Origin of the sequence: uncultured Parolsenella sp. (assembly GCF_958346945.1) — a bacterium.
GTDB lineage: Bacteria > Actinomycetota > Coriobacteriia > Coriobacteriales > Atopobiaceae > Parolsenella.
The window spans coordinates 17,676-34,299 of record NZ_CATVTL010000011.1 but is presented as its reverse complement, the minus strand read 5'-3'; the positions used below and the strand labels follow the sequence as shown (position 1 = coordinate 34,299).

14 protein-coding genes are annotated in these 16,624 nt (G+C 65.8%); 10 read left to right on the top strand and 4 right to left on the bottom strand.

Annotated elements, in window-relative coordinates; genetic code table 11:
- The first annotated feature begins 48 nt into the window (after positions 1–48).
- From tilS to Q3866_RS06580, 5 genes are all read left to right on the top strand, one after another.
- Positions 49–1,602, top strand: coding sequence for a tRNA lysidine(34) synthetase TilS (gene tilS / locus Q3866_RS06600; RefSeq protein ID WP_367881378.1), 1,554 nt, complete (start codon positions 49–51; stop codon positions 1,600–1,602).
- Positions 1,603–1,886: 284 nt separating this feature from the next.
- The gene (gene hpt / locus Q3866_RS06595; RefSeq protein WP_293673472.1) at positions 1,887–2,438 is read left to right on the top strand and encodes a hypoxanthine phosphoribosyltransferase; all 552 of its coding nucleotides are present in this window, start codon (positions 1,887–1,889) and stop codon (positions 2,436–2,438) included.
- 3 nt (positions 2,439–2,441) lie between these two features.
- On the top strand, positions 2,442–4,556 hold the full coding sequence (ftsH, locus tag Q3866_RS06590; RefSeq protein WP_301830538.1) for an ATP-dependent zinc metalloprotease FtsH: 2,115 nt from the start codon (positions 2,442–2,444) through the stop codon (positions 4,554–4,556).
- Positions 4,557–4,613: 57 nt separating this feature from the next.
- Entirely contained in the window at positions 4,614–5,810 is a 1,197-nt protein-coding gene (locus tag Q3866_RS06585) for a pyridoxal phosphate-dependent aminotransferase (protein WP_301830536.1), read from the top strand.
- 108 nt (positions 5,811–5,918) lie between these two features.
- Entirely contained in the window at positions 5,919–6,725 is an 807-nt protein-coding gene (locus Q3866_RS06580) for a phosphatase (RefSeq protein WP_301830535.1), read from the top strand.
- An 84-nt stretch (positions 6,726–6,809) separates the two neighbouring features.
- Here the strand turns inward: Q3866_RS06580 and Q3866_RS06575 are convergent, their stop codons facing one another.
- Complete coding sequence (locus tag Q3866_RS06575) at positions 6,810–7,637, bottom strand: exodeoxyribonuclease III (RefSeq protein WP_301830533.1); 828 nt, start codon at positions 7,635–7,637, stop codon at positions 6,810–6,812.
- 15 nt (positions 7,638–7,652) lie between these two features.
- Complete coding sequence (locus Q3866_RS06570; RefSeq protein ID WP_301830531.1) at positions 7,653–8,546, bottom strand: patatin family protein; 894 nt, start codon at positions 8,544–8,546, stop codon at positions 7,653–7,655.
- A gap of 350 nt (positions 8,547–8,896) precedes the next feature.
- Between Q3866_RS06570 and Q3866_RS06565 the strand changes: the two genes are divergently transcribed.
- The 4 genes from Q3866_RS06565 to Q3866_RS06550 all read left to right on the top strand — a co-directional run bounded on the left by Q3866_RS06565 (position 8,897) and on the right by Q3866_RS06550 (position 13,806).
- Positions 8,897–9,655: an NAD-dependent protein deacylase gene (locus Q3866_RS06565; RefSeq protein WP_301830529.1), complete on the top strand. Its 759-nt coding sequence runs from the start codon at positions 8,897–8,899 to the stop codon at positions 9,653–9,655.
- A 242-nt stretch (positions 9,656–9,897) separates the two neighbouring features.
- Positions 9,898–11,442 (top strand): LPXTG cell wall anchor domain-containing protein, encoded by a 1,545-nt coding sequence (locus Q3866_RS06560; protein WP_301830527.1) that lies wholly within the window; start codon positions 9,898–9,900, stop codon positions 11,440–11,442.
- A 175-nt stretch (positions 11,443–11,617) separates the two neighbouring features.
- Positions 11,618–13,189, top strand: coding sequence for a dihydropteroate synthase (gene folP / locus Q3866_RS06555; protein WP_301830525.1), 1,572 nt, complete (start codon positions 11,618–11,620; stop codon positions 13,187–13,189).
- On the top strand, positions 13,180–13,806 hold the full coding sequence (locus Q3866_RS06550; RefSeq protein ID WP_301830523.1) for a hypothetical protein: 627 nt from the start codon (positions 13,180–13,182) through the stop codon (positions 13,804–13,806). Before folP ends, Q3866_RS06550 begins: the two co-directional genes overlap by 10 nt.
- Before the next feature lie 122 nt (positions 13,807–13,928).
- Here the strand turns inward: Q3866_RS06550 and Q3866_RS06545 are convergent, their stop codons facing one another.
- On the bottom strand, positions 13,929–14,714 hold the full coding sequence (locus Q3866_RS06545; protein WP_301830520.1) for a type III pantothenate kinase: 786 nt from the start codon (positions 14,712–14,714) through the stop codon (positions 13,929–13,931).
- Positions 14,715–14,918: 204 nt separating this feature from the next.
- Between Q3866_RS06545 and rpmE the strand changes: the two genes are divergently transcribed.
- Positions 14,919–15,347 carry a 50S ribosomal protein L31 gene (rpmE, locus tag Q3866_RS06540; protein WP_293673483.1) on the top strand — a complete coding sequence of 143 codons (429 nt, stop codon included), beginning with the start codon at positions 14,919–14,921 and terminating at the stop codon, positions 15,345–15,347.
- Between the two features lie 112 nt (positions 15,348–15,459).
- Here rpmE and Q3866_RS06535 read toward each other — a convergent pair whose 3' ends face one another.
- A complete protein-coding gene (locus tag Q3866_RS06535) occupies positions 15,460–16,293 on the bottom strand; it encodes a hypothetical protein (RefSeq protein WP_301830519.1) in 834 nt (277 codons plus the stop codon).
- Between the last annotated feature and the right edge of the window lie 331 nt (positions 16,294–16,624).

The following is a 16,624-nucleotide window of genomic DNA, read 5'->3' as shown; positions in this document are numbered from 1 at the left end:
CGAGGAGCGTCGCGGGCCAAACGGATGGGGTGAGCGGGCGTGGCGAGCGTGAGCAGCAGGTATGGCTCGGGTCAGGCCTTCGAGCGTCCAAGCGGGCGCGCCGGTGCCGAGAAGCTTGGCCCCGTGGTGCTCATGGTCTCGGGCGGCGCGGACTCAACGGCGCTGCTCGTGTTGGCCGCGACGGGCGAGCTCGATATCGACGACGGGCGCGGACGTGCGCGCATCGCCCGCGAGCGCCTGCATGTTCTGCACGTAAACCACCAGCTCAGGGGTGCCGATGCCGATGCCGACGAGCGCTTTGTGCGCAAGCTCTCCGAGAGCCTGGGGATCCCTGTAACGGTGCGCCGGGTCGACGTGGCGGCGCTTGCTGCCTCTGCCGAGTGGGGCGACTCCAACGTCGAGAACGTGGCGCGCGAGGTGCGCTATGCCGCGGCAAACCACCTGGCAAACGAGCTGTGCGCCGAGGCGGGGCTGCCAAGGTCGAGCGCGCGCATCGTCACGGCGCACACGGCGAACGATCGCACCGAGACGTTCTTCATGCACGCCATCAAGGGGTCGGGCACGCAGGGGCTCTCCTCGATTCCGCGCCGCCGCAACCGCATCGTGCGGCCTCTTCTGGACATGACCCACGAGCAGCTGTGCGACCTGCTGCGTATGCGTGGCGTCGAATGGCATGAGGACGCCACGAACGCCGATACCCACTACCTGCGCAACTTCGTGAGGCATGAGATCGTGCCGCTTGCCCGCCAGCGCAACCCGCGGCTGTTCGAGTCGATGGCCTCCACCTGCGAGATTCTCTCGGACGAGGACTCCTATCTCACGCAGGTGGCCGCGCGTGCCTACCGCGCCCTCGAGCGGCGCCGCGCGAACGGCCTGGTTGCCCTCGACGCCGCGCGCCTCGCTGCGACCGACGTGGCGATTGCGCGCCGGGTCGTGCGGATGGCGGTCGCGAAGGCGTGCCCCGAGTGCCGCATCGAGGCGGGTCACGTGGCGCGCGTGCTGCAGATCGTTGCCGCTGGCACGGGGTCTGCCACGTTGCCGAGCGGGGTCGATGTCCGCGTGAGCTACGGGGCGCTGAGCATCAGGGCGCGCGAGGCGCAGGGGCTGGGCGAGACGAGCGGCTGGCTCGAGGTGCCGGCCCTCGCGGGCGTCGCGGGCAAGTCGGCCACCATTGCGGCCCCGGGCCAGGTGGGCGAGCTCGACCTTGCGGCGGGGACGCTCTCGGCGAGGCTGCGCGAGCTCACGGTGGGAAGCGACCCCGTGGCGGTGGCAAGGGCGCACGCGCGCGAGTGGGAGGGCTTCTCGGTTCTGCTCGACGCCGCCGCGTGTGGCGTGGGACAGCTGGGCGGCAGGCTATGGGTCTCTGGCCCGGAGCTTGGCGAAGTGCTGTGTCCCCTGGGGATGCATGGGCAGTCGAAGAAGCTGTCCGACCTGCTCATTGATGCCAAGGTCGAGGCGAGCCTGCGCGGTGCGGTGCCCGTGGTGCGCAGTGGTGTTGGCGGACCTGTTGTGTGGGTGGCGCCTCTGCGAGCCGACGAGCGCGCCCGCGTCACGAGCGCCACCCGCGTTGCCCTCGAACTCTCATGGCGGCCCAACGAGTAGGCGCGCGAGTGTTGCTGAGCAAGTCACGCATGCTTTTACCTGCGTCTTTATCATTTACTAATCGTAATGAGCAAATTTACTCATTACGATTAGTAAATATACTCAGTAGCTTGCCTTGACTAACTTTTTCGGAACCCAACGTTAACTTGCACCCAAATGGTTTGGGCCGCGCGCAATATCAGTCCGTGAGGGTTGCTAGAATCTAATTTCCACTGAGTGTGCCTGACGAGCGGCGCCGGTGGTACATGAGGCTGCCTGCCTCGGGAAGGAAAGAGGAACGCGCCATGGAGCAGATTCATCCCGACGTTAGCAAGGTCATTCTGTCCGAGGAGGACATCAAGGGCATCGTCTCGCGCATGGGCGCCGACATCACGCGCGACTACGCGGGCAAGAACCCGCTGCTCATCGCGGTTCTCCGCGGTGCCGTCGTCTTCATGGGCGATGTCATGCGTGCCATCGACTGCCCGCTCGGCATCGACTTCATGGCCGTCTCGAGCTATGGCGACGGCGCGGTGAGCTCGGGCGTCGTCCGCATCGTCAAGGACCTCGACACCAAGATTGAGGGCCGCGACGTCTTGATCATCGAAGACATCCTCGACTCGGGCCTCACGCTCAAGTACCTCATGAAGAACCTGCGCTCGCGCCACCCGGCCTCCCTCGAGATCGCCGCCTTCCTCGTGAAGGACGTCCCGGGCCAGCAGACCGCCGTGACCCCGCGCTACGTGGGCGCGCACGTGCCCGACGAGTTCATCGTGGGCTACGGCCTCGACTTCGCCGAGCGTTACCGCAACCTTCCCTACATTGGAATCCTCAAGCCGGAGGTCTACGGAAAGTAGTCTATGAGCAGCAATAACAACAGCCCGCGCCCGCCCGAGCAGGGCGGTCCCAATACGCCGCGCACCAACGTCATCTCGGCAATCATTGTGATTGCCCTCGTTGGCTACCTGGTCTACTCGATGATGCCCTCGCTCTTTGGCGGCGTCTCCTCCGCGTCTGCCAGCATCCCCACGAGCGACGTTGTGGCGGCCGTAAAGGACGATCGCGTCTCCTCGCTCACCTACAAGGTGTCTTCCGGCGAGGTCACCGGCAAGTACTGGAAGAGCGACGCCGACAAGGGCAACGACTCCAAGCTCGTCTCGTTCAAGAGCACCTATGCCGGAAACGACAGCCTCTCCGAGCTCATGGCGGAGCACCCCAAGGTCTCCTACACCGTGGACACCTCGAGTGACGAATGGGTCGAGACGCTGCTGTTCACCGTGCTGCCAACGCTGCTCATGATCTGCGTGTTTGTCTTCTTCATGCGTGGCGTCCAGAACCAGAACGGCCAGGCCATGGGCTTTGGCAAGACCAAGGCCAAGACCACCGAGGAGACCCGTCCCAAGGTCAAGTTCGCAGACGTCGCCGGCGTTGACGAGGCGGTCGAGGAGCTCAGCGAGATTCGCGACTTCCTCGCCGAGCCCGAGCGCTTCCACAAGCTGGGTGCCAAGATTCCGCGCGGCGTGCTGCTCGTGGGCCCTCCGGGTACGGGCAAGACGCTGCTTGCCAAGGCCGTTGCTGGCGAGGCGGGCGTGCCGTTCTTCTCCATCTCGGGCTCTGACTTTGTCGAGATGTTCGTGGGCGTGGGTGCCAGCCGTGTGCGCGACCTGTTCAAGCAGGCCAAGGCCGCGAGCCCCTCGATCATCTTTATCGACGAGATCGACGCCGTGGGCCGCCAGCGCGGCGCCGGTGTGGGCGGTGGTCACGACGAGCGCGAGCAGACGCTCAACCAGCTGCTCGTCGAGATGGACGGCTTCGATGCCAACGACGCCGTGATTCTCATTGCTGCTACCAACCGTCCCGACATCCTCGACCCGGCGCTGCTGCGTCCCGGCCGCTTTGACCGTCAGGTCACGGTCGACCGCCCCGACGTCGCCGGCCGCGAGCGGATCATTCGCGTGCACGCGCAGGGCAAGCCCCTCGCCGGTGACATCGACTTTGCCCGCTTGGCCAAGCTCACGCCTGGCTTCACGGGCGCCGACCTCATGAACCTCATGAACGAGAGCGCCCTGCTCGCCGCGCGTCGCCGCAAGTCCAAGATCACGATGGACGAGGTCGAGGAGGCCATGGAGCGCGTCATCGCCGGCCCCGAGCGCAAGAGCCGCGTCATGACGGCCAAGGAGCGCACCACGATTGCCTACCACGAGAGCGGCCACGCCCTCGTGGGCCACGTGCTCGAGAACTCCGACCCGGTGCACAAGATCTCGATCATTGCCCGCGGCCAGGCGCTGGGCTACACGCTGCAGCTGCCCGAGGAGGACCACTTCCTCAACACGCGCGACGGCATGCTCGACCAGATCGCCGTCCTTCTCGCCGGCCGCACTGCCGAAGAGCTCTTCTGCGATGACATCACCACCGGTGCCAGCAACGACCTCGAGCGCGCCACCAAGATCGCCCGCCAGATGGTCACGCGCCTTGGCATGAGCGAGGCCCTGGGTACGCAGGTCTTTGGCGAGGCCCAGCACGAGGTCTTCCTGGGCCGCGACTACGCCGACCACCAGGACTACTCGGCCGAGACCGCCAAGCGCATCGACGACGAGGTCGAGCGCATCATGCGCGAGGCCCACAAGCGCGCCCGCGAGGTGCTCGAGGCCCGTCGTGACCAGATGGACACGATGGCCAACGTCCTGCTTGCCCGCGAGACGGTCGAGGGCGAGGTCGTCGAGGCCCTGCTCGACGACAAGTGGGATGCCTACGTCGAGGCCCATCCCGAGGAGGGGACTGCCGCCACGCCCTCGCAGGACGTGAAGCCCGGCGAGCTCGACGAGGCTGTTGCCGCCGAGGCTGCGGAGGCCGCGCGCGCCGCGGTTGCCGCGGAGGACGCGAGTGACGATGCCTCTGAGGCCGTCGACGCTGACGCCGCCTCGGCCGTGCCTGCCGAGCCAGGCGCGTCTGACGAGAACCGCAACAACGAGTAACCACGACGGACGGTCGCGCTTGCGCGGCCGTCTGCCTTTAGCGCGAGGGGGATGTAAATGATCAACGAGACCATGTACGGCTACGGAGCCTCCAAGAGCTCCATCCGCGAGATCGCGGCCTATGGCGCCGCCCGCAAGGCCGAGATTGGCGCCGAGAACGTCTTCGACTTTAGCCTGGGCAACCCGAGCGTCCCGGCGCCCGCCGAGGTCGCCGCCTCGCTCACGGCCTCTGCCGCACTTCCCCCGGCGCAGATCCACGGCTACACGCCCGCCAACGGCCTGCCGGCCTGCCGCGAGGCCGTCGCTGCCTCCCTCACGCGTCGCTTTTCCGCCGAGATGGGCGGCCGTGACGTGGCTGCCGCTGGCGACCTCTACATCACCTGTGGCGCCGCCGCCTCGCTCACCATCACGCTCCATGCGGTGACCAACCCTGGTGACGAGGTCATCGTCATTGCTCCGTACTTCCCCGAGTACCGTGTCTGGATCGAGACCTGCGGCTGCACCTGCGTCGAGGTCATGGCAGACCCCGCCACCTTCCAGATCGACGCCGAGGCCGTCGCCGCCGCTATCACCGAGCGCACCGCCGCCGTCATCGTCGACTCGCCCAACAACCCGGTGGGCACCGTCTACGCCCGCGAGACCTTGCAGGCCCTCGCCGGGGCGCTGGCCAGGCGAGGCGAGGAGCTGGGTCACCCCATTTACCTCATCTCCGACGAGCCCTACCGCGAGATCACCTATGGCGCCGAGGTGCCGTGGGTGCCTGCGATCTATGACCGCACCATCGTGTGCTACAGCTACTCCAAGAGCCTGTCGCTGCCGGGCGAGCGCATTGGCTGGGTGCTCGTGCCTCCCACCAACCCCGAGCACGACCGCCTTATCCCCACGGTTGCTGGTGCGGGTCGCACGCTGGGCTTTGTCTGCGCTCCGGCCATCTTCCAGCGCGTCCTCATCGACTGCGTCGACGTGCCGAGTGACGTCGACGCCTACGCGCGCAACCGCGAGGCCCTCACGGCCGGCCTTGCCGAGGCGAGCTACGAGTACATCGAGCCGGCGGGCGCCTTCTACCTGTGGGTCAAGGCCCTCGAGCCCGATGCCAATGCGTTCTTCGAGCGTGCCCGCGCCCATGAGCTGCTGCCCGTTCCCTCCGACAGCTTTGGCTGCCCGGGCTGGGTGCGCGTTGGTTACTGCGTGAGTTACGACACCATCGTCAACTCCATGTCCGCCTGGCGCGCGCTTGCGGCCGAGTACAAGTAATGGCTGGCGGCCGGGCGCATCGCGTGCCCGGCCCTTTCTTTGGGATGGTTGGCCCCGGAGGGCTGCCGTCCCGTTTTGATGGGGATGTAAGTCCCGGGAAGGAACCGCATGTACCAGAACCTCTGCGATACCCACACCCACACGCTCTACTCGCGCCACTCCTACTCGACGATCCGCGAGAACGTCCTGGCCGCGCGCGATGCCGGCCTTGAGCTGCTCGCCTCGACCGACCACTTCAGCTGCATGCTCTACCCCGACCAGCACATGCGCAACTTCCAGTTCTTCTACAACTACTCGTGCTGGCCGCGCGAGTGGGAGGGCGTCACGCTGCTCCATGGCTGTGAGGCCGACATCGTCGACCTCGAGGGCAACATGTTTGGTCACGACATTCCGGTCGAGATTGAGATCAACGGCTGCCCGCTCGATGAGCCGCGCATCCTGCGCGACGACGTCTTCAAGCGCAGCGACTACGTGATCGCCAGCGTGCACGACCGCTCCTTCTCGCGCGACGCCTCGCTTGCGGCCACAACGCAGATGTACCTCAACGCCCTGCGGAACCCCAAGGTTCTCATGCTCGCCCACACGGGCCGCTCGGCCGTGCCCTTCGACATCCCCGAGGTAGTAGGCGAGGCTAAGCGACTGGGCAAACTCATCGAGATAAACGAGCACAGCCTCGACTTTGGACGTCCCGCGGTTGATGCCACCTGCAAGAAGATTGCCGAGACGTGCGCCGAGCTGGGCTGCAAGGTTGCCGTCAACACCGATGCTCACATCTGCGTGGGCGTGGGGCACTTTGACCATGCGCTGGCCATGCTCGAGGAGATCCACTTCCCGCCTGAGCTCATCGCCACGGCGAGCAGGCAGTCGTTCCTCGCCGCGCTCGACGAGTCGGGCATCGGCGCTCCTGCTCTGTAGGCAAGGGGCGTGGGGTATCCCTGCCTCACCTAATTGAGACGAAGCGGGCGGGCGAGTTTTTGACCCTCGTCCGCCCGCTGTTCCTTACAGCTCGATGGAGAGCTCCACGGGGCAGTGGTCGCTGCCCATGACCTCGGAGAGAATTGATGCTCCGGTGACGCGCTCAGTCACGTCGTTCGAGACGAGGAAGTAGTCGATGCGCCAGCCTGCGTTGTTCTGGCGGGCCCTGAAGCGGTAACTCCACCAGCTGTAGGCGCCCGCGAGCTCGGGGAACCTGGCGCGGAAGGTGTCGGTGAAGCCGGCATCGAGCAGGCGCGTGAAGCTCTCGCGCTCCTCGTCGGAGAAGCCGGCGTTGCCGCGGTTGGGGCCGGGGTTCTTGAGGTCGATCTCCTCGTGTGCCACGTTAAAGTCGCCGCAGGTCACCACGGGCTTCTCGGCGGCAAGCTTCACGAGAAACTTGCGATAGGCGGTATCCCACGCAAGGCGCGTGTCGATGCGCGCGAGTTCGCCCTGGGCGTTGGGCGTGTAGACGTTCACAAACCAGTAGCTGTCGAATTCGAGCGCGCAGACGCGACCCTCGGTTGCGGCAACGGCCACGAGCGCCTCGTCCTCGGCGCTCAACGCATTGTGGGCAACTTCGAGCACGGCATCGGCACGCAGCACTCGCAGGGGCTCCTCGCGCGAGAAGACCGCGGTGCCCGAGTAGCCCTTGCGCTCGGCGTAGCTCCAGGTCTGGTGGTAGCCGGGCAAGTCGAGCTCAATCTGGCCCTCTTGCAGCTTAGTCTCCTGGACGGCAAAGACGTCGGCGTCGAGCTGTTCGACGACGTCGACAAAGCTCGGATCCTTCTTCATGACGGCACGCAGGCCGTTGACGTTCCAAGAAACAAGACTCAGCTCGTGGGTGGTGCTCATGGTGCCTCCTTGGGGCTAGCGGGTAAGCCAGTCGATCCAGCGGTCCATCTCTCGCTCAGCCAGGGCGTGGCCGTGGTTAAAGACGGCGCGCAGGCGCTCGACATTGGTCTCGGTGTTCTGAATGGGCATGCTCTCGGGACGGATGACAAGAGTGCGGCCCTGTCGCTCGAGCTCCTCGACATGGTCGAGTGCGGCGTTATAGCGTTCAGCTCGAGTGTCGAGCGCCTCGAACAGGTGGGGCTGGCCGGCACAGAGCCTGCGGAGCAGACCGCGCTGCCCGCGATGCATGGGAGACTTGCGGTAGCCGGCTGGGCGTGTCGTCACAAAGAGAAAGCGCTCGTAGCCGTCTTCCTCGGCCATGTGCAGGGGAATGCCCGCGCCCGTGCCCAGGCCGCCGTCGAGCATGACCTGGCCGCCCAAGCTGATGGGGTTCATCACGAACGGCATCGTGGAGCTTGCCCGTACGAGGGCAGCGGTGGTGAGGGGGTCGGTGGTGTCTGCGCGCGTCCAGGTAACGTCGCGGCCGGTGTCGCGCTCAAAGGACTGGATGCGCAGCTTGGTGGGATTTGCCTGGTAGGCTTCCCAATCCATGGGCAAGGTGCCGTCCTCGATGGCCTCGATGTAGAGGAAGTCAGAGTTAAAGAAGCCGTTGTGGCGCACAAACGAGCCAAAGCCGCCAAAGCGCTTGTCACCCGCAATCTCCACGAAGCAACGGCGCGTGCGGTCGGCGTCGCGCGCGATGTAGTTGATGGCGTTGGATGAGCCTGCGGAGAGGCCGCAGACGTAGGGTAGCCAGACCTCGTGCTCGATGAGCGAGGCCACGACGCCCGCCGTGTGCGCGGCGCGCATGCCTCCGCCCTCGAGCACGAGTGCGACGTCTGGTGCGATGAAGCTGTCTGGCTGCGACATGGTCGTCCTTTCTGGGCGCTGGGCTCGTTGGCGAGGCACCCACAATGCAAGCCATTTTAGCCCCGAAGGCGGGCGCGACCCGTACGGCGTGTGCCTCCGAGGATGTCTCGTGCGGCTATTTCGGAAGAGACCGCGAGTAAAGCCCGTCCGCTCTTCTCGTCCATGAAAAGCTACACTCGGGCGCCGGGGATAGCCTGAATAGCTGTACATTTCTCTCAGATAGGGTCTGAAAAAGCTGCATTAATTTGCAAATCCGCAGCTAGATATGCTTATGCGAGAAAGGATTACCTTTGGGATAACATGTCTGTCCGCTAACATGACCTCAGAAGCCCTATGTATACGGAGGAAGTATGAGCAACGCCGTTACCATCACCGACGCGTCCGAGGCGGCCTCCGAGCTGGCGCGCCGCGTCGAGCGCGCGCACCGCATCGTCTTCTTTGGTGGCGCGGGCGTCTCCACCGCAAGCGGCATCCCCGACTTCCGCAGCGTCGACGGGCTCTACCACCAGAAGTTTGCCTATCCTCCCGAGACCATGCTCTCCCACGGCTTTTACGAGACTCACCCGGCGGAGTTCTACGAGTTCTATCGTACGAAGATGATTGCGCTTGGCGCCAAGCCCAACCAGGCGCACCTCAAGCTCGCCGAGCTCGAGCGCGAGGGGAAGCTTACTGCTGTGGTGACCCAGAACATCGACGGTCTGCACCAGGCTGCGGGCTCGAAGAACGTGCTCGAGCTGCACGGGTCGGTCCATCGCAACATCTGCCGTCGCTGCGGCGCTACCTATTCCGCCGAGTGGATTATGGCGCGCGAGCATGAGGACGATCGCGGCGTGCCGGTGTGCCCCGAGTGCGGTGGTCCCATCAAGCCCGACGTGGTCCTGTACGGCGAAAGCCTCGACGACCGCGTGGTGCAGGAGTCCGTGCGCGCCATTCGCGAGGCGGACATGCTCATCGTGGGCGGAACGAGCCTCGTGGTCTATCCCGCGGCGGGCCTCGTCGATTACTTCCTTGGCCGGGAGCTCGTGGTTGTGAACCGCGATCAAATTCCCGTGAGCTCGCGTGCCAGCGTCATCATCCAGGCCGACATCGCCAAGGCGTTCGACTTCTAGATTGCCTCCGACGGTCGAAGTGATCCTAACTAATTGTATATAAGGTATATTACGGGAAAGTTCTATTATTATGTGGCGTTCTAATTAAATCGGTTGACTTCAATCGACCTAATGACTTCGGGCGTGGCAATGGGTTCGCTTCGCGTGGCGGATGCGCGAGCGTCGAAAGGAGATTCAAATGGAACGTAAGTGTGGAACCCTGTTTAAGCGGGGGGGGGGTCGTAGCAGCGGCCATTCTCAGCATGGTTTGCGCCCTGTTCGTGAGCGCCACCCCGGCGCTGGCTGCCGAGCCGAGCATCACTAACGATCGCACCAAGGCAACCTACACCGACATCGCCGTCGCCACCGAACAGGCGGAGAGTGGCGACACCCTTATGCTCGGTGAGGGCAACTACACCCTCTACGGGAAGAGCTCCGAGGGCCTCACCAAGGGCAAGGACCTTACCTTTGTGGGCTTGGGCGCGGACAAGACCGCATGGAACATCGGTGCAGAGGTTCCCAACCCCGATAATTTTGGCACCGAGTACAACGGCGATTACTCCTTCGACGGCGCCGGCACCGTCACCTTCAAGAACATGACGATGCGTTCCGGCAGTGCCGACTACCTTGGCTTCATTCGCGCCAACAAGACCGTGCTTGACGACTGCGTCGTTAACGGCAAGACGTTCTACTGGGGCTACGAGTCCGCCGAGTTCAACAATACGACGTTCAATGCCCCGAAGGGCGACTACGCCATCTGGACGTACAGCTCGCCAACCATGACGTTTGATGGCTGCACCTTCAACGCCAGCGGCAAGGCAATCTACGTCCACGCCGATTACAGCGCGGGCAAGCATGACATCACCGTCAACGTGAAAAACTGCAAATTCATTTCGACCTCGACCGCTAAGACCGCCCTCAATATCGACGACAGCAACATGGGCGGATTCAAGTACAAGATCAACATAGCGGGCGATACCGTCGCCACCGGCCTTGCGACTGATCCGTTCACGTGCTCTAGGGTGTTTGGCTTCGGCGGATACAGCGGGCTCTGGAGGAACCAGAACTCCGGCCGCACCGATGTCACCATCGGCGACACTCTCGTGTGGTCCGAGGGCAAGATGCTCACCCACGACTACACCGACGGCGAGCACGAGCCCAACTACAAGGTCGACGAGAGCAGAGGCCAGAACGGCTACAAATGGGAGCAGAGGGACGGTGACTGGTATTGCACCGGCTACGCCAAGTGCGGCTACTGCGGTTATGAGATTGATGAGACCGTAAAGGCCAATGCCACGACCGAGACCAGCTGCACCGAGAAGGGCAAGGTCATCTACACCGCCACCTTCCAGCACAAGTGCTTCACGGCTCAGACCAGGTCCGACGACCTCGACCCGCTCGGCCATGACTGGGGCGAGCCCGAGTACTCCTGGGCCAAGCAGGGCGACGACTGGTACTGCACCGCCAAGCGCGTCTGCAAGCGTGACGCCAGCCACGTGGAGGAGGAGACCGTGAAGGCCTCCTACCAGGTGACCACTCCCGCCTCGACCCTGAAGGAGGGCGTGGGCACCTACACCGCCACCTTCGAGAACACGGCCTTCGAGACCCAGACCAGGACCGAGCCCATCGCGAAGCTGTCCGTTGTTCCTGGCAAGCCGAGCGACTCCGGCAAGCCTGCGAGTGGCAAGGGCAATACCGCCCTGCCCCAGACCGGCGATAGTGCCAACGCGACAATCTTCGCCGTCGCGCTTCTCGGCGTTGTTGCCGTAGCTGGCTCTGTGATTGCTCGCAAGCGTAGCGAGAGGTAGGGAAGCCGCCGGGTTCTTCCCGGAAGATAGCGTTTGATGGGGCGGCCTTTTGGGGCCGCCCTTTTTTGACACGCGTGTCATCCGCGGCCTCGTTCTGTGTTGGCTTTCCGCGCGACGGCGCGAAATCTGCCCGCCCGCTACAATCGAGAGAGCTAATCACGACGGAGAGGTGCCTATGCTTCGAGAAGATCTCATGACCTGGCACTGCGGCAAGCATGCCCTCACGCTCGCGCGCCCGCGCATCATGGGCGTGCTCAACGTGACGCCCGACTCCTTCTCGGATGGCGGCGCTCACGACACCACTGAGGCCGCGATCGAGTGGGGCCTCAAGCTGCTCGATGATGGCGCCGACATCATCGATGTTGGTGGCGAGTCGACGCGCCCCGGCTTTCGCCCGGTCTCGCCCGACGAGGAGGCCCGCCGCGTCATTCCCGTGGTGCGCGCCCTCGTCGACGCCGGTGCCATCGTTTCGATCGACACGCGCCACCCCGAGGTTGCCCGCCTTGCCGTAAAGCTTGGCGCCGCCATCGTCAACGACGTCACGGGCTTCACGAACCCCGAGATGGTGCGCGTCGCGGTCGAGAGCGACTGCGGCTGCATCGTCATGCACGCGGGCGAGGTCTCCGAGCGCGTGCCGCGCCGCTCGGTCACGCTCGACTCCTCCGCCGCGGCCCGCGCTGCCGCGGCCCATGCCGACAAGGACGCGGACGAGAAGAACGCTGCCGAGAAGAGCGCTCCCACCGAGGCCGAGCGCGCCGACGCCCGTGCCGCCGAGCGTCTCGACGAGGTCATGCGCCGCAGCGCCCGTGGCGTCACGAGCTCAACGGTGACGCTTGCCGGCGGCAACCGCCGCTTCACGCTGCCTGAGTCTGCCCCCATCATGCGCCGCGTCATGGGCTTTTTGGGCGACCAGGCCCGCGAGCTCATGCGTGCTGGCGTTGCCCGCGAGCGCATCTGCATTGACCCGGGCCCCGGTTTTGGCAAGCTCGCCGACGAGGACGTTGTGATCCAGCGTGCCAATGCCAAGATGGTCTCGATGGGCTATCCGGTGCTCTGCGCCGTCTCGCGCAAGCGCTTCGTGGGCGCGGTCTCCGGCGTCACCGACGCCGCCTCGCGCGATGCCGCCACCGCCGGCGTCTGCATCGCCGCCGTCGAGGCCGGCGCCCGCATCCTGCGCGTCCATGACGTGGCCGGCGTCTCTCAGGCGCTCAACTCCTACTGGTCCGTTGCCCACCCCGACCCGCGTCGTGCCTTCGTGGCTCTTGGCTCCAACGTGGGCGACCGCCTCGACTACCTGTGCCGCGCCGCCGCGCTCATCAACGCCATCCCGCTCACGTGCGTCACGGGCGTGAGCCGCGCCTACGAGACGGACCCCGCCTACGGCATCGCGATGCCGGTCGCCAACGCGGTGGCAGAGATTCGCACCGAGCTCGCTCCGCTTGTCCTCATCGACGAGCTGCTCGAAATCGAGAAGAAGCTGGGCCGCACGCGCCCTGCCGGCCAGGAGGGGCACGGTCCCCGCACGATCGACCTTGACCTTATGTGGGTCGAGGGCGAGACGCACGCCGGTCGCAAGCTGGTGCTTCCGCACCCGCGTCTGGGCGAGCGCGACTTCGTGATCGTGCCCATGGAGGACCTCATGCACGATCCGGTGCGCTTCCTTGCGCACGCGGGCGTGAGCGTTCTGCCGCGCGAGCAGCGCGTGGGCCTTGTCCGCGCCGACCTGGGGGAGCTGGCATGGGAGTAACCGAGGACCTTGTCGAGCGCGGACGTGCCGGCGAGGCATCTGGCGCCTGCCTGTGCGAGGCCGCCGATGGCGCGCTGCGGCTAGCGGTGCTGCTGCGTCCTGGCGTGCCCATGGGGCACCTCATGGGCACGCGCCCTGTCTGCGCGCTGGGTGCCCTCGATGCCCTTCGCGTGAAGAGCCCGGCGGCCACGCTCGCGTGGCCGGGCGACGTCGTGCTCGTGGACGGGGACGGCCATGCCACGAGCGAGCTCTGCCGCCTGAACGTTCACGCCGGTACCGGCGAGGCGGGGATGTTTGCCGTCTGCGAGGCAACGTGTGCGGGCCTCCTGTCTGAGAAGGACGCCGAGCCTCTTGCCCGCGCAATCTGCGCGCGCGTCGATGCCTGGGCCGCGGACGTCAGGGCTGGCCGCGGCGCCGCTGGGCCGCTCGCACCCATCCTCTCCGAGTTCTTTGACGATCTGGCCCTGATGGGGCGCGAGGCGAGCGTCGTCTATCCCAACGGTCGCGTTGCCGCCGCGGGCACCCTCACGGCGGTCGACGTCTGGGGCCGCGCCACCGTGCACCTGGCCGATGGCCGCGAGCTTGTCATCTCGCCCGAGCAGGCAAGCCTTCGCTAAATGAGACGGAGGGACAGCCCTCCTGCCTCATCTTCAAGGTCGACGAGAAGGGCGGCAGGGATTCGAACGTCCCTGCCGCCCTCATCATTTCGATGTGCGCCGCCCAGGCGGCGCGTCGGCTGCTACCTTGCCTGCTGCCAGATGCGCCAGATGCCGCGCAGGGTAAGGTCCACGTCGACGGCGTCAAAGACGTCGGTCGCCTGGCCCACCACGCCGCCAAGGCCGCCCGTCGCGATGACGGGGCAGTCGATCTTCTCGGCGTCCTGCTCGCGGGCAAGCTGGGCCTTGATGCGGGCAACAAGGCCCTCGGCCTGCGCCGCCGCGCCAAGCACCAGGCCAGATTGCAAGGCGTGCTCGGTGGTGTCGCCAATGGGCGCGGGCGGCACCTCGATGGGGATGCTCGAAAGCTTTGCGGCCTTCTCGAACAACGCCGATGCGGAGAGCATGAGGCCCGGGGCAATGCAGCCGCCGCGGTAGGAGCCGCTTGCGTCGACCACGTCGATGTTTGTGGCCGTGCCAAAGTCGACCACGATGGCGGGCGCGCCATAGGTGGCGTGTGCCTCGACGGCGTTGGCGATGCGGTCGGCACCCACCTGCTCGGGGTAGGGCATGTCGATGCGCATGGCGCTCGCGGCCGCCGCGTTCACGACGAAGGGCTCGGAGCCCGTGGCGTCGATGAGCGCGCGGCGCCACATGGCGGTGAGCTGGGGCACCACGCTGGCAACGGCCACGCCCTCGGCATTCTCGAGCGCAATGTCCTCGAGGGCGAGGAAGGAACGCAGCTGGGCGTGCAGCTCGTCTGCCGTGTCGAGGCGGTCGGTCTTGAGCCGCCAGTGACGCTGCACGGCGCCGCTTTCGAACAGGCCAACCGTTGTCTGGCTGTTGCCAACGTCAATCGCAAGGAACATGGCGACTCCCAAGGTGATGAAGGCGTGGAGCCTGGCGCGCGTGAGCGGCGGCTTCGCGACTTTTTCGTGACACGGAACTGGTGCCATGCTACCATTCAAAGGCTTGTACGCTCTGGTCGGAAACCAGAGCATCCCGCGTGCACGCACGCGGGAGCATCCAGAGCCTGGTCGGAACCAGGCGCGAAGCAAGAAGGAGTCCTGCTCATGAAGAATGGTATCCACCCCGACTACGTCGAGTGCACCGTCCGCTGCAGCTGCGGCAACACCTGGGTCACCCGCTCGACCGTCCCCTCTCTGACGGTTGACCTGTGCGACAAGTGCCACCCGTTCTACACCGGCCAGCAGAAGCTCGTCGACACCGGTGGACGCGTCCAGCGCTTCGCCGACAAGTTCGGTGGCGCCGCTGCCGCCCAGCTCGAGAAGGCCGCTGCCGCCAAGGCCGCCCGCGAGGCCAAGGCCGCCGAGGCCGCCGCTGCCAAGAAGGCCGAGCGTGAGGCCAAGGCCGCCGAGAAGGCCAAGCGTGCCGCCGAGTACGAGAAGAAGGCCGCTGCCGAGGCTGCCAAGGCTGCCGCTGAGGCTCCTGCCGAGGAGGCCACCGAGGCTCCCGCCGAGACCGAGGCCGCTGCCGAGTAGCATTCGCTCTCATAGGCAAGAACGAGGGCCCGCGTTGCACCTGCAGCGCGGGCCCTTTTTCTGTTCGGGGCGGCCATCCCACTGGCGGCCGCCCCCATGTCGTCCGTGTTGGTTAGACAAGCTCGAGGTGCGGGTGGCCGCTCGCCTGGTCGTCGCCCTCGCCCTTCTCGCCCGCCGCCATCGCGTCGAGCTGGGCGCGCATCTGGGCCACGCGCTGTGCCGCCTGCTCGGCCGTCTCGTGCTCCATCGTGTACTTGGCGTCGCGCGCCACGGCGGCAACGGCCTTGCGACGGCGGCAAAAGGCCATCATCTCGTCGAAGTCGTGGTGCTCCTTGGCGTCCTCGATCATGGACTGGGCGTCCTTGGGCGAGACGCCCAGCAGCTCGGGCACCTCGGTCTCATCAACGAAGATGGCGTACTCGTCGACGATGGCGTCGAGCGCGGCGTCCTGGGCGGCAAGGCCCTCCGCCTCGTGCGTCATGGCGTGCTCGAACTCGTCGGGGGTCATGCCCATGGACGCGATGGCCTGCTCGGGGGAGAGGCCGGCGTCGTGCGCCTGCATGGCAATGCCCTGGTAGAGGGTGTCGAGCGAGTGCTGCACGGCCTCGGCCGGAATGCTCTGCTCAAGGCGCTCAGCGAGCTTCTCGGCGCACAGGCCGGTCTTGGTCGACTCGACGTACTGGTCGTTGATGGCCTCGAGCTCCTCGCGCACCGCCTGCCTGAGCTCGTCAAAGTTGGAGATGCCCGTGATGTTCTCGGCAATCCAGGCGTCGCTGGGGACGTCAGCGCTGTTCCAGCCGTGCTGGGCGATGAGCGAGCCCATGGCGATGCCCACCTCGTCGTCGGAGAGGTGCGGAATCGTGAGCGTGACCTCGACGGGGTCGTACGAGCTCAGCGTGTAGACGTAGTGGCCGTTGACGAAGAGCGGCTCGGGCTTGTTGGGCATGTGTCCTCCTGTGGGCGCGGTTTCGTGCGTCTCAATCGTAGTTGGTAGGTTACCCATTTGATGCGGTTGAGAGCTCGGTGGGCCGGCCTGACTCGCTGATGGCCCGCCGGCCGCCAGGCGCTGTGGCACGCTCTTGACTTGCCCTCGTGCCCCACGGCACGTCTGCCGCCCACCCGAACGCTCTCGCTCGTGTCGCTCTCGCGAAGGCGAGGGGTGCGGGTGGCCGCCCCAACCATCTCGGGGTATGATACGAGCAATTGTGCGAAAGGGGATTCATGTACCTGAGGTGTGACAAGCTCTAGCTACCTTGCCCAAGACGGCGCTGGCCTTG